Source organism: Allobosea sp. GW822-FHT03F07, from assembly GCF_058801345.1.
In genome coordinates, this window is sequence record NZ_JBXAND010000004.1 from 293,127 (window position 1) to 306,422 (window position 13,296).

At 66.5% G+C, this 13,296-nt stretch carries 14 protein-coding genes; 4 read left to right on the forward strand and 10 right to left on the reverse strand.

All coding sequences use genetic code 11. The annotated features are described in order from the left end of the window. Positions 1-91: 91 nt before the first annotated feature. The 7 genes from ahcY to AC1RMY_RS15185 form a co-directional block, all read right to left on the reverse strand. Entirely contained in the window at positions 92-1,492 is a 1,401-nt protein-coding gene (gene ahcY / locus AC1RMY_RS15155) for an adenosylhomocysteinase (protein WP_492865789.1), read from the reverse strand. A 252-nt stretch (positions 1,493-1,744) separates the two neighbouring features. Further along, on the reverse strand, positions 1,745-1,885 hold the full coding sequence (locus tag AC1RMY_RS15160) for a hypothetical protein (protein WP_492865791.1): 141 nt from the start codon (positions 1,883-1,885) through the stop codon (positions 1,745-1,747). 6 nt (positions 1,886-1,891) lie between these two features. Continuing rightward, positions 1,892-2,173 (reverse strand): HPr family phosphocarrier protein, encoded by a 282-nt coding sequence (locus AC1RMY_RS15165; protein ID WP_492865987.1) that lies wholly within the window; start codon positions 2,171-2,173, stop codon positions 1,892-1,894. Positions 2,174-2,230: 57 nt separating this feature from the next. Further along, positions 2,231-2,632 carry a PTS sugar transporter subunit IIA gene (locus AC1RMY_RS15170; RefSeq protein WP_492865792.1) on the reverse strand — a complete coding sequence of 134 codons (402 nt, stop codon included), beginning with the start codon at positions 2,630-2,632 and terminating at the stop codon, positions 2,231-2,233. A gap of 112 nt (positions 2,633-2,744) precedes the next feature. Beyond that, entirely contained in the window at positions 2,745-3,191 is a 447-nt protein-coding gene (locus AC1RMY_RS15175) for an HPr kinase/phosphorylase (protein ID WP_492865793.1), read from the reverse strand. A gap of 9 nt (positions 3,192-3,200) precedes the next feature. Next, complete coding sequence (locus tag AC1RMY_RS15180) at positions 3,201-5,000, reverse strand: stimulus-sensing domain-containing protein (protein ID WP_492865794.1); 1,800 nt, start codon at positions 4,998-5,000, stop codon at positions 3,201-3,203. A gap of 103 nt (positions 5,001-5,103) precedes the next feature. Beyond that, positions 5,104-5,805, reverse strand: a complete 702-nt coding sequence (locus AC1RMY_RS15185) for a response regulator (protein WP_492865795.1) — start codon at positions 5,803-5,805, stop codon at positions 5,104-5,106. Positions 5,806-5,946: 141 nt separating this feature from the next. On the opposite strand from AC1RMY_RS15185, the gene AC1RMY_RS15190 reads away from it, so the two are divergent. The 3 genes from AC1RMY_RS15190 (at position 5,947) to AC1RMY_RS15200 (ending at position 9,818) form a co-directional block, all read left to right on the forward strand. Continuing rightward, positions 5,947-6,735 (forward strand): HugZ family pyridoxamine 5'-phosphate oxidase, encoded by a 789-nt coding sequence (locus tag AC1RMY_RS15190; RefSeq protein ID WP_492865797.1) that lies wholly within the window; start codon positions 5,947-5,949, stop codon positions 6,733-6,735. 201 nt (positions 6,736-6,936) lie between these two features. Further along, positions 6,937-8,547, forward strand: a complete 1,611-nt coding sequence (locus AC1RMY_RS15195) for a phosphoenolpyruvate carboxykinase (protein ID WP_492865799.1) — start codon at positions 6,937-6,939, stop codon at positions 8,545-8,547. A gap of 263 nt (positions 8,548-8,810) precedes the next feature. Further along, positions 8,811-9,818 (forward strand): Lnb N-terminal periplasmic domain-containing protein, encoded by a 1,008-nt coding sequence (locus AC1RMY_RS15200; RefSeq protein ID WP_492865801.1) that lies wholly within the window; start codon positions 8,811-8,813, stop codon positions 9,816-9,818. 3 nt (positions 9,819-9,821) lie between these two features. Here AC1RMY_RS15200 and AC1RMY_RS15205 read toward each other — a convergent pair whose 3' ends face one another. The 3 genes from AC1RMY_RS15205 to AC1RMY_RS15215 form a co-directional block, all read right to left on the reverse strand. Then, positions 9,822-10,589, reverse strand: coding sequence for an ABC transporter ATP-binding protein (locus AC1RMY_RS15205; protein ID WP_492865989.1), 768 nt, complete (start codon positions 10,587-10,589; stop codon positions 9,822-9,824). Continuing rightward, on the reverse strand, positions 10,589-11,341 hold the full coding sequence (locus AC1RMY_RS15210) for an ABC transporter permease (protein ID WP_492865991.1): 753 nt from the start codon (positions 11,339-11,341) through the stop codon (positions 10,589-10,591). Before AC1RMY_RS15210 ends, AC1RMY_RS15205 begins: the two co-directional genes overlap by 1 nt. 196 nt (positions 11,342-11,537) lie before the next feature. After that, positions 11,538-12,575: an ABC transporter substrate-binding protein gene (locus AC1RMY_RS15215; protein WP_492865803.1), complete on the reverse strand. Its 1,038-nt coding sequence runs from the start codon at positions 12,573-12,575 to the stop codon at positions 11,538-11,540. Between the two features lie 161 nt (positions 12,576-12,736). Between AC1RMY_RS15215 and AC1RMY_RS15220 the strand changes: the two genes are divergently transcribed. Further along, positions 12,737-13,204: an Lrp/AsnC family transcriptional regulator gene (locus AC1RMY_RS15220; RefSeq protein ID WP_492865804.1), complete on the forward strand. Its 468-nt coding sequence runs from the start codon at positions 12,737-12,739 to the stop codon at positions 13,202-13,204. The last annotated feature ends 92 nt before the right edge of the window (positions 13,205-13,296 follow it).

Sequence of the window (13,296 nt, forward strand, 5' to 3'; positions counted from 1 at the left end):
TAGCGGTGATGCCGAAAGGACTCAGCCTTCCGGCAAACAAAAAGGCCCGGCGCGAACGCCGGACCTTCTCGCATTCGGACTGTGCCGGATGTCAGTAGCGGTAGAGTTCAGGCTTGAACGGGCCGGTCGGGGCCAGACCGAGATACTTTGCCTGCGCATCGTTCAGCACGGTCAGCTTGGCGCCGACCTTGGCGAGGTGCAGCGCCGCGACCTTCTCGTCGAGATGCTTCGGCAGGGTGTAGACCTTGTTCTCGTATTTGGCGTGGTGGTTCCAGAGCTCGACCTGGGCCAGAGTCTGGTTCGAGAACGAGCAGGACATCACGAAGGACGGGTGGCCCGTGGCGTTGCCGAGGTTCACCAGGCGGCCTTCCGAGAGCAGGATGATGCGCTTGCCATCGGGGAACTCGACCTCGTCGACCTGCGGCTTGACGTTGTCCCACTTGAAGTTCTTCAGGCCCGCGACCTGGATCTCGGAATCGAAGTGGCCGATGTTGCAGACGATGGCGCGGTGCTTCATGGCGCGCATATGCTCGACGGTAATGACGTCGAGATTGCCGGTGGCGGTGACGAAGATGTCGGCGCGCGGGGCGGCGTCTTCCATCGTCACGACCTCATAGCCCTCCATCGCCGCCTGCAGCGCGCAGATCGGATCGATCTCGGTGACGAGCACGCGGCAGCCGGCCTGACGCAGCGAGGCGGCCGAGCCCTTGCCGACGTCGCCATAGCCGCAGACGACCGCGACCTTGCCCGACATCATTACGTCGGTGCCGCGACGGATGGCGTCGACCAGCGACTCGCGGCAGCCATAGAGGTTGTCGAACTTCGACTTGGTGACGGAGTCGTTGACGTTGATCGCCGGGAAGGGCATGCGGCCGGCCTTGGCCAGCTCATACAGGCGGTGAACGCCCGTGGTGGTCTCTTCCGAGACGCCCTTGATCGCGGCGCGGGTCTTGGTGAACCAGCCCGGATTGGCCTTGAGCTCGCGCTTGATCAGCTTGAAGAAGATGGTCTCTTCCTCATTGCCCGGCTTGTCCAGGAACTCGGCCTTGCCGGCTTCCGCCTCGGCGCCGAGGATGATCAGCATGGTCAGGTCGCCGCCGTCGTCCAGGATCATGTTCGGCGTGCCGCCGTCGCCCCAGGTCGCGGTCTTCAGCACGTACTCCCAGTAGTCCTCCAGCGTCTCGCCCTTGATGGCGAAGACCGGGGTGCCGGTCGCGGCGATCGCAGCTGCGGCGTGGTCCTGGGTCGAGAAGATGTTGCAGGACGACCAGCGCACATCGGCGCCGAGTTCCTTCAGCGTCTCGATCAGCACGGCGGTCTGGATGGTCATGTGCAGGCAGCCGGCGATGCGGGCGCCCTTGAGCGGGAACTTGCCCTTGTGCTCGGCGCGGATCGCCATCAGGCCCGGCATCTCGTCCTGGGCCATGTTGATTTCCTTGCGGCCGTAATCCGCGAGGCTGATGTCCTTGACGACGTAATCGGTCTTCGACACGGGGCGTGCTCCACTGCTCGTTCCTGCAAGGGGCTCTTGCAGAGGGTGCTTGAATGACGGGCGGGTCTTTAGCAGCGTCGGCTGCGGAGTGCAATCAAAGATATAAAGATGTCTTTATGTCTTGAGTTCGCGGGCGCACGCCGTGTGTGTGGTGTCATGGTCGGGCTTGTCCCGAGCACCCCCGTCTTGAACATCGCCCTCGATCAAGGAAGACCTGGGCGGTCGTCACACGGACGACCGAGACCGAGAGCCTTACAGCCACCACCAGCGCCGCTCGCGCATGGCGCGAAGCGAGATGCGCCCTCTGAACAGAAGTACGAAAAAGCAGCCGAGCCCAACGACGACGCCAGCGGCTTTGGCGAAAGCCAGCAAAGCCTGCGTGTCGCGCCACATCAGGGGCTATTCCCCCTCGCCGAACCTGTCAGCAACGAGCGCTTCCAGCGCCGCCAGCGCTTCCTTCGCCTCGCGGCCCGTCGCCACGACCGTGATGGTCGAGCCGATGCCGGCGCCCAGCGTCAGGATGCCCATGATCGAGGTCGCGCCGACCGTCTCGCCGCAGCGGGTGACGGTGACGTCGGCGTCGAAGCTCGAGGCGCATTGCACGAATTTCGCCGTGGCGCGGGCGTGCAGCCCCTTCTTGTTGATGATCTCGAACTCGCCATGGAGCGCGCCGGCCGGAATCTCGACCTGCGGGCAGTCGCAATCCTCGGCTTCGCGCCTGACGTCCACGGAGAGCCCCTACTTGCCGGCCAGCACCCGGCTGGCGACGGTGATGTATTTGCGGCCCGCATCCTGCGCGCTGGTCACCGCTTCGTCGAGGGTCTTCTCCTCGCGCACGCTGGCGAGCTTGATCAGCATCGGCAGGTTGATGCCGGCGACGACGTCGATGCGGCCCGGCTCCATCACCGAGATGGCGAGGTTGGACGGCGTGCCGCCGAACATGTCGGTCAGGACTATCACGCCGCTGCCGTTTTCGACCTGCTCGACCGCCGCGATGATGTCGCGGCGACGGCTTTCCATGTCGTCATCGGGAGCGATGGCGATGGTGGCGAGGTTCTGCTGAGGGCCGACGACGTGTTCGAGCGCGGCACGGAACTCCGTGGCCAGATGCCCATGCGTCACGAGGACCAGTCCGATCATTCAACTCTGGCACCGGAGAGCGCCCGAAAGCGCCCAGACAAGGTCGCGGTTTATGCGGCAGGTGCGAAGGATAGGCAAGCGGGGCAGATGGAAACTTGTCGAATTATCGACATCAAACGCTATCCGTGAACAGTCGCAGGGCGGCCAGCACCATCCGCTCGTCGCCCGGGCGCCCCATCAGGGTCAGGCGCGGCAGGTCGATCCCCGCCAGCCTCTCTACGAGATCCTCGGGCTCGGGCATGCGCGCCGGCTCGCTCCCGCTGAGGTCGACGACGAGGCGCACGACGACGGCCGGCTGATGCGGCTCCGGCGTGAGCCCGAGCCCACGGCGCTCGATCAGCCCCTCCAGAGGCGGAACGGGCTGCGCGAGGAGCCGCCCGCTGCGCGCGCGCAGCGCGGTTCGGTCGTCGGCGACAAGCCGCGCGAACTGGCCGGCCAATTGCGCCTGCGCGATCAGCGCCAGCGCCAGAACCGACTTTCCAGCCCCGGATTCTCCCCGGATGAGCACTCCGGCCTCACCGATCGCGACCGTCGTCGCATGAATGGAGCTGTCGCTCATGGCTGTCGCTCAGGCTGCTTTCGGCACCGCCGGCAGGCAGACGATGAAGCGAGCGCCGAGCCGCGGCTGCTCGCCATCGGGTCCGGGCGGGCCGAGCCGGTTTTCCGCACGGATCGTGCCGCGATGCGCCTCGATGATCTGGCGCGAGATCGACAGTCCCAGCCCCGAATTCTGGCCGAAGCCTTCATTCGGGCGGTCCGTGTAGAAGCGCTCGAAGACCCGTTCCAGTGCGTGCGGCTCGATGCCCGGCCCGTCGTCCTCGACCGTGACCAGCACGTCGTTCGCGACGCGCGACAGCATGACGCGGACCGGCTTGTCGGCCGGGGAGAAGGAGCGCGCGTTGTCGATCAGGTTGACGAGGACCTGTCCGAGCCTGGAATCATGGCCGATCACCAGGAAACCGTCGCGACCGCCAGGCCGCTGGCCGCGCCGCTCGGTGACGAGTTCGATCTTGGGCTGGCCCTCGCGGCGGGTCTCGTTCTGCAAGGAGACCACGGCCTCGAGCACCTGCGCCAGATCGACCGGCGCGGCATCGTTGCGCGCGAGTTCGGCATCGAGCCGCGAGGCGTCGGAGATGTCCGAGATCAGGCGGTCGAGGCGCCGGACATCGTGCTGGATCACCGCGAGCAGGCGTCCGCGCGATTCGTCGGACTTGGCGCGCGGCAGCGTCTCGACCGCGCTGCGCAGCGAGGTGAGCGGGTTCTTCAGCTCATGGGCGACATCGGCGGCGAAGCTCTCGATCGCCTCGATGCGGCTGTAGAGGGCCTTGGTCATGTCCCGCAGCGAGCCGGAGAGGTGGCCGATCTCGTCATGGCGGCTGGCGAAATCGGGAATCTGCTCGCGCGACTTCACGCCCCGGCGCACACGCTGGGCGGCGTCGGCGAGCTTGCGGATCGGCTCGGCGATGGTGCCGGCGAGGAGCACGGAGAGCACGATCATCACGGCGGCCGAGATCGCGAAGACCTGGAAGATCGCATAGCGTTCGGAGGCGATGACCGTGTCGATGTCGCCGCCCTGTGTCGAGAGCAGCAGTGCGCCTTTGACGGCGCGGAAGCGCTGTACGGGCACGGCAACCGAGACGATGGTCTGGCCGCGAGCGTTCACCCGAACCACGCTGGCCGGCGTGCCGTTCAGCGCGCGCGCGACCTCGAGATAGGATTTGCCGTTGGCATTCTCGAAATCGTCATAGACCGGCATGTCGGCCCGGCCGAGGCGGTTGCGCAGCAGGTTCCAGGTCCGCTCCAGCAGCGGCGCCTCGTCGGGCTCGCCGACACGCGGCAGGTCGAGCCGCAGCACGTCGCCGCGCGAATAGAGGCTGCGCGAGTCCAGAGTCAGGAGCCCGTCGCGATCATAGATGCGCGCCCGGGTCTTGGTCGGCGTCACCAGCCGGCGCAGCAGCGGCGCGACCTTTTCCGGATTGATCGAGAAATCGAGCGGGTCTTCGGCGATGCCTGCGCTCTCGCCGGCCTGGAGCTGCAGCAGCTTGTCGGGATCGATGGTGATCGCATCGGTCTCGACGGTCGCCGACGCCGCGATCGCGCCGGCGATGATCTCGCCCTGCGTTAGCAGGCTCTGCACCCGCGACTCGATTAGGCCCTCGCGGAACTGGTTGAGGTATAGGAAGCCGACGAGCAGCGCGACGAGCCCGCCGACATTGAGCACGACGATGCGCCGCGTCAGGCTGGACGCCGCCCGCGACGAGATCGCACGCAGGCTGCGGCGAATGACGGCGCGGACGCGCTGGCGCAGGCTCGGCCCACGCACTCTGCTGCGGACCTCCGTTCTGCGTTCCTGGTCGATCGTCGCCATCGGGTCCGTTGTGTTCCGTGCCCGTCATTGCGAGCGTAGCGAAGCAGTCCAGCAGCCGGAGGCGCTCCCGGATCGCTTCGCCACGCGCGCGATGACGGCCGTGTCAGCTTTCCTTGAAGCGGTAGCCGACGCCATACAAGGTCTCGATCATGTCGAAGTCGACATCGACCTGGTTGAACTTCTTGCGCAGGCGCTTGATGTGGCTGTCGATGGTGCGGTCATCGACATAGACCTCGTCGTCATAGGCGGCGTCCATCAGGGCGTTGCGGCTCTTCACGACGCCCGGGCGCTGCGCCAGCGACTGCAGGATCAGGAACTCGGTGACGGTCAGCGTCACCGGCTCGCCCTTCCAGGTGCAGGTGTGGCGCTCGGGGTCCATGCGCAGCAGGCCGCGCTCGAGAGCCTTGGCATCCTCGCTGCGCGGGGCGGCGGCCGGATCCTTGGCGCCGGCGCGGCGCAGGATCGCCTTGACGCGTTCGACCAGCAGGCGCTGCGAGAACGGCTTTCGGATGAAGTCGTCGGCACCCATCTTCAGGCCGAAGAGCTCGTCGATCTCCTCGTCCTTGGAGGTCAGGAAGATCACCGGCAGATCGGACTTCTGGCGCAGTCGGCGCAGCAGCTCCATCCCGTCCATGCGTGGCATCTTGATGTCGAAGATCGCCAGATCCGGCGGATTCTGCTTCAGGCCGTCCAGCGCCGAGGCGCCGTCGGTATAGGTCATGATGCGGTAGCCCTCGGCTTCGAGCGCAATGGAGACCGAGGTCAGGATGTTGCGGTCGTCATCGACCAGCGCAATGGTTGGCATAAGCTCTTTGTCTCTTGGCCGCGTTGCAATAGCTGGGTCACTCTCGCGAGAGAGCGGCTAAACCGTGGCCGCAATCTAACGGCGCCATGGCGGTTTGCCTATGTCCCCGTCACAGAAAGACCCGAAAGGCCCGCAGGTTCCATGACAGAGTCGCAAATCGCGGCGGCCATCCCGGCCGCACCTCGCAGGGATCCGATCCGCCCGACCGACGACCAGGCGCGCGAGCTCGGTCGCCGGCTCCTGCGCAGCGCCCGTTCGGGCTCGCTCGCGACGCTTGGGGCGGACGGCCACCCCTCGGCGAGCCTCGTCAGCCTCGCGACCGATATCGACGGCACCCCGCTGATCCTCGTCTCGGCGCTGTCCTCCCATACCGGCAACCTCGAAGCCGATCCGCGCTGCTCGCTCTTGCTGGCGCCAGGCGGCAAGGGCGATCCGCTCGCCCATGCGCGCATCACGCTGAAGCTGCGCGCCCGCAAGGTCGAACGCGACGGCGAGACCGGCGCACGCGTCCGCCGGCGCTTCCTGGCGCGCCAGCCCAAGGCTGCGCTCTATGCCGATTTCGGCGACTTCTCGTTCTTCGCGCTCGATCTGGAGAGCGCGAGCCTGAATGGCGGCTTCGGCAAGGCCTATGAACTGGCGGCGTCCGACCTGCTCAGCGACGCCGACGCCGCTGCTGCGGTGGCGGCGATGGAGGAGGGCGGCGTCGACCATATGAACGAGGACCACGCTGACGCGATCCAGGGTTATGCGACGGTCCTGCTCAAGGCCGAGCCGGGCGCCTGGCGCATGACCGGCATCGACCCTGACGGGGCGGACCTCATGCTCGGGGACAAGGTGTTGCGGCTGGCGTTCCCGAGGGTCGCGACGACCGCGTCCGAGGTCCAGAAGGTGCTGGTCGAACTGGCGATCGCCGCTCGCAAGGCGAGCTAGCGCTATGATTTACCACGTTGATTTGATTCAATCGATTTAGGCGAGATTGTTCGGGCCGGCGTCTTTCTGACGCCTTGAGCCGGTGCCATCATAGCCTTAAGGGACGGTTATCGACGCTACCTGGTTCATCGGCGCGGCTTCGGCTAGCGCGCATCTTGCAGATCAGGCGGTCGCCATTCGGCTCCGCCTCGGGAGGTTCCTGTGAAAACCATCGGTCAGTTCAACGCCGCCCAAGGGGCGGAGACGTTCGGCTTTCGCAATCTGAAGACCGTCTACTGGAATCTCGAGGCGGCACGGCTTTATGAGGAATCGCTCGGGCGCGGCGAGTCGCAGATATCGCGGGGCGGCGCCATCACGGCCGACACCGGCACGCATACCGGCCGCTCGCCCAAGGACAAGTTCACCGTGCGCGACGCGCTGACTGAGAACACCGTCTGGTGGGACAACAACAACGCGATGACGCCGGCGCAGTTCGAGACGCTGCTGGCCGACTTCATCGCTCACGCCGAGGGCAAGGATCTCTTCGCACAGGACCTCTATGGCGGCGCCGATCCGGTCCATCGTGTCAAGGCGCGCGTCTTCACGGAGATGGCCTGGCACTCGCTGTTCATCCGGAACCTGCTGATCCGCCCGGCGCGCGAGGAACTCGAGGGCTACACGCCCGAGATGACGATCGTCGATCTGCCGAGCTTCAGGGCCGACCCGGCCCGCCATGGCTGCCGCAGCGAGACCGTCATCGCGATCGACTTCACCCGCAAGATCGTGCTGATCGGCGGCTCGGCCTATGCCGGCGAGATGAAGAAGTCGGTCTTCACCTATCTCAACTTCGTCCTGCCGACGAAGGGCGTCGTGCCGATGCACTGCTCGGCCAATGTCGGCGCGAAGGACGATTCCGCGATCTTCTTCGGCCTCTCCGGCACCGGCAAGACGACGCTCTCGGCCGATCCCGACCGTACCCTGATCGGCGACGACGAGCATGGCTGGTCGAAGGACGGCATCTTCAATTTCGAGGGCGGCTGCTACGCCAAGACGATCAAGCTCTCGGCCGAGGCCGAGCCGCAGATCCACGCCGCCTCGCTGCGCTTTGGCACGGTGCTCGAGAACATCGTCATGGATCCGATCTCGCGTGAGGTCGATTTCGACGACGGCAGCAAGACCGAGAACACCCGCTCGGCCTATCCGCTCGACTTCATCCCGAATGCCTCGCGCACCGGCCGCGCCGGCGTGCCGAAGAACATCGTCATGCTCACCGCCGACGCCTTCGGCGTGATGCCGCCGATCGCCAAGCTGACCCCGGCCGAGGCGATGTACCACTTCCTCTCCGGCTACACCGCCAAGGTCGCCGGCACCGAGCGCGGCCTTACCGGCGTCGAGCCCGAATTCTCGACCTGCTTCGGCTCGCCCTTCCTGCCGCGGCACCCGTCGGAATACGCCAATCTGCTGCGCGACTTCATCGCCAAGCACCATGTCGATTGCTGGCTGGTGAACACCGGCTGGACTGGCGGCCAGTATGGCACCGGCCGGCGCATGCCGATCCGCGTCACCCGCCGCCTGCTGACGGCTGCGCTCGACGGCTCGCTCAACCGCGCCGATTTCCGCCGTGACCCCTATTTCGGCTTCGCGGTACCGACCTCGGTGCCGGGCGTCGAGCCGCACATCCTCTATCCAGTCAAGACCTGGCAGGATAAGGCGGCCTTTGCCGAGACCGCCAAGAACCTCGTCGGCATGTTCGCCAAGAACTTCAAGAAGTTCGAGGACCATGTCGACGACGCCGTGAAGGCGGCCGCGCCGGTCAACTCGCTGGCGGCGTGACGACAGGGCTTTTGAGATGAAGGCACGGGGGACCCCTCTCCTGCATCGAAGTCGGGTATACCCGACTTCGACACTCCGAGTGCTGAACTCGTGCAAGCCCGAGTTCAGTGAGAGGGGCAGGGGTTAGGTGTAGGCCCCTGGACCAGTGGGTGAGCCTCCCCGCGCCTGCGGTGTTGTGGTAAGCGGTCAAACGGCCTACCCCTCACCCTGCCCTCTCCCTACGGGAGAGGGTTCCCCGCGCTCGATCCTTCAACGATGGCAGCGTGACGATCCTGCTCTTCGCCTTTCGCCTGCTCGCCACCCTCGTCGTCCTCGGTGCGACAACCTGGGGTTCAGGCCTGTCGCTGTTCCGGCTCACCGGCATGACGGCACAGGTCGCCGCCATCGGTTTCGGCATCGCAGGGCTCGCCGGCGCGATCGGTCTGTGGACCGGCGCGGCGCGGCTGCCTCTCTCCTTTGGTCTTCTGTTCGTCGGCCTGCTCGGCTGGTGGGCGAGCTTCACGCCGTCACATGACCGCGACTGGATCCCCGAGCTCGCCCGCCTGCCCGCGATCAGCCGCGAGGGCGATACTCTCACGGTCTCGAACCTGCGCAATTTCAACTGGCGTAGCGAGAGCGACTACGACCAGCATTGGGAGACGCGCCGCTACGACCTGAGCAAGCTCGAGGGCATCGACCTGTTCCTGTCCTACTGGTCGGGCGAGGCGATCGCCCATCTCCTCGTCAGCTTTCCCTTCGCCGACCAGCCGCCGCTGACCTTCTCGATCGAGGTCAGGCGCGAGAAGGGCGAGGAATGGTCGGCGCTCGCCGGCTTCTTCCGCAGCTACGAGATGGCCTATGTCGCCGCCCCCGAGCGCGATCTCATCGGCCTGCGCAGCCATGCCCGCAAGGAGGATGTCCGGCTCTTCCGCCTCGCAGCGACGCCGGAGCGGGCGCGCGACGTGCTGCTGGCCTATGTCGACGACGTCAATCGGCTGGCGGCGCAGCCGCGCTGGTACAACACGCTGACGACCAACTGCACGACGGTCGTCTTCCGGCTGGTCGGCTCCGTCGCGCCCGGCTGGAAGTTCTCGCTGCCGCTCGATCCGCGCGTGCTGCTCTCCGGCTTCCTGCCCGGCTATCTCCAGCGCATCGGCGCGGTCCGGGCCGACATGCCGCTCGAGGAACTGGTCCGCCAGGGCCGCATCGGCGAGAAGGCGCGGGCGGTCTCGCTCGACGATCCGGATTTCTCGAAGAAGATCCGCCAGGGCGTGCCGATGGCGCGCCAGTAGGCGTCAGATCGCGGCGCCGTCGCTGACCGTGTCGGCGCCGAGCCCGAGCCGGATCGCGCGGACGATGTCCGCTTCCGCCGCGCCGCCGCGCCTGCGCGGATGAGGCTCGGAGATGCGGTGCTCGGCGATGATCTGTCCGGGCGCACCCGAGAGGATCACCACCCGGTCGGCGAGATAGGCGGCCTCGTCGATGTCGTGGGTGACGAAGAGCACGGTCTTGCCGGTGCGCTGCCAGACCCGGATCAACTCGTCCTGCAGGTTCTCGCGCGTGAGCGCGTCGAGTGCCGAGAAGGGCTCGTCCATCAGCAGGATCTCGGGCTGGACGGCGAGCGCGCGTGCCAGCGAGACGCGCTGTCGCTGGCCGCCGGAGAGCTGGTGCGGCCAGCGCTGCGCCAGCGAGCCCAGCCCGACGAGATCGAGCATCTCCTGTGCCTTCGTATGGCGGGCGGCGCGCGGGACCTGACCCTCGAGGCCGAAGCCGACATTCGAGACGACCTTGCGCCAGGGCAGCAGCCGCGAATCCTGGAAGACCAGCGCGACGGGCCGCCGTGTCGTGTCGGCAGCGTGGATCGTAACCTCGCCGCCGCTCGGCCTGGCCAGCCCCGCGATGACGCGCAGCAGCGTCGATTTGCCGACGCCGGACGGGCCGACGATCGCCAGGAACTCGCCGCGCGCGACCGAAAGATCGAGCTTGTGCAGCACCTCGGTCGCCTCGCCGTCGCGAGTGAAGGTCAGCGACAGGCCCCGGATCTCGATCACAGTCTTGTCGATCACGCTTTCCAACGCAGCACCCATCTCTGGAAGGCGACGAACAGGGTATCGAGAAAGCCGTAGAGCCCGGCCATGGTCAGCATGTAGACCACGACGATGTCCGTCGCGAGCAGGCTCGACGCCTGCATCATGCGCTGGCCGACGCCGGCGACGCCGAATATCTCGGCCGCGACCACCGCCATCCAGGCCTGGCCGAGCGCGGTGCGCACGCCGACCAGGATGCCGGGCATCGCCGCCGGCAGCAGGATCTTGGTCAGGCGCTGCCAGGGCGAGCGGAAGCCGAAGGCGTCCGCGACCTCGATCAGGTCGCGGTCGACGCCGCGAATGGCACCCTGCGCCGCGAAGAACACGATCCAGAACACGCCGATGGCGATGATGAACACGGCGGCCGACGGATTCACGCCGAACCAGATGATCGCGAAGGGAACCCAGGCGAGGCCTGGGATCGGCCGCAGCACGCGCACGACCCAGGCCGTCGCTTCCTCGGCCGTGCGCGACATGCCAACGAGCACGCCGAGTGCGGCGCCGAGCAGCGAGCCGAGGATCAGCCCGGTGAAGTAATGCCCGAGCGAACCCAGGATCGCCGAGAGCCAGGCGCCGGACCTGATCTCCGCGACGAAGGCGCGCGGCAGGGCGCTCGGCCCCGGCAGGAAGGCCGGGTTGACGATCCCGAAGAACGGGATCGCCTCCCACAGCAGCAGGAAGGCGACGAGGCCGAGAAAGGCGAGGGCGGGTGCCCGGAGGGAATTCAACGTCACGTCACTCCGGTATCAAATCCAAATGCGCCGTCATCCCGGGCGGAGCGCAGCGCAGACCCGGGATCCATGCCTGAACCTTGCCGGCCAGCGTTCGGGAATGGATTCCGGGTCTCCCTTCGGTCGCCCGGAATGACACGCGTTTGCGGGATCAGGTTACGCAATGCAAGGGCTTCGAGGCAATCAAGCCCGCTCAGCCCGCAGCCTTGGCCGCCTTCTCGTAGAACCCCGTCTCGAACAGCCCGTCGAAGGGCAGTTCCTTCTCCAGCGAGCCGAGCTTGACCTGATAGGCCTGCATGGCGCGCGAGGGCTCGATGATCTTGCGCGGGTCGATCTCGAAGGTCGAGGCCGGCGAGATCAGCGCCTTGCGGATCAGCTCGGGGTCGACGATGCCCTTGCCGAGCGCGGCGCCGACATGCGGCGCGGCCTTGTCGGGGTTCTTCGCGATCAGATCGGCGGCGCGCACCAGGCTGTCGACCAGCTTCTGCACGGCTTCGGGGTTCTTGGTCACGAAAGCGCCCGAGCCGGCGACGACCGTGCCCGGCTGGCCGGGGAAGAGTTCCTGCCCGCCGGCGATCAGCTTGATGCCGGGGTTGCGCGTCTGGACGATGGTCAGCGCCGGCTCGCGCACGATGCCGCCCTCGACGGCGCCGGCCAGCACCGCCTGCTGCGTCGCGTCGATACCCATCGGCACGATCTCAACATCGCCCTTCTCGGCCTTCGCGACCTCCCAGAGCCAGTATTGCAGCACGGTATTGGGCACCGAGCCGGCGGGCTGGGTGGCGAGGCGCGCCGCCTTGCCCGTCGCGGTCTTGTGCGCCTTGAAGGCGGCCGCCGGCGCCGAGCCCGGCGTGAAGAACTTGGCCAGGGTCGGCGCGGCGACGAAGACGTTCTCCGCAACCGCGGTCGCCGCGACGACGCGGACATCGACGCCGCGTGAGCGCGCCACCGCCAGCGGTGCGATGCCGGCGACGTAGAAGTCGATCGTGCCCGAGGCGAAGGCCTGGATCATGTTCGGGCCGGATTCGAAGACGGTGAAGGTGGGCGCGATGCCGGCCTCCTTCAGCCAGCCCTCGCCATTGGCGACGAAGACCGGGGCGGTGCCGATGATCGGGATGTAGCCGATGCGGGCGGCAATGGGGGCCTGAGCCAGCGCAGGCGCGGAAGGAACTGCCAAGGGAGCGGCAGCGAGCAGAGAAGAGCCTGCGAGCAGAAACTGGCGGCGGTCCATCGTTCAAAATCCCTCGTCACGACGGCGCCGGACAGGCGCCCTTGACAGATGGAGAAAAGGATTTTCTATCTGAAAACAAGTGACATCAGTTATAAAGAATAATATTCTTCTATATGCTGAATATGCGCTATCAATATTCTCTTTTTGGCGGATGACGTGGAATGGATGCAATCGACCGGAAAATCCTGACGGTGCTGCAGGGGGACGCCAATATCTCGATCGCCGAATTGGCCGATCGGGTCGGGCTTTCGCAGACGCCGTGCTGGAAGCGCATCCAGAAGCTTGAGCAGGCGGGCGTCATCCTGAAGCGCGTCGCGCTGGTAGCGCCGGAGAAGATCGGGCTCGGGCTGACGGTCTTCGTCCAGATCGAGACGGCGGATCATTCCGGGCCGTGGCTGGAGAAGTTTGCGCAGATGGTTTCGGCCATGCCGGAGGTGATGGAGTTCTACCGCATGGCCGGCGATGTCGACTACATGCTGCGCGTCGTCGTCGCCGACATGGCGGCCTATGACGGCTTCTACAAGAAGCTGATCGAGACGATCCCGCTCAAGAATGTGACCTCGCGCTTCGCGATGGAGCGCATCAAGTCGACGACGGCCTATCGCGTGCCGGATCTGCCGAAGCCGTAAGGTTTCTGGTCGAGGCCGCGTTCGCGGCCGCACCTGGCGAAGCCAGAGCGTATCGCATTTTGATTGAAGCGCGTGTCATCCCGGACGGAGCG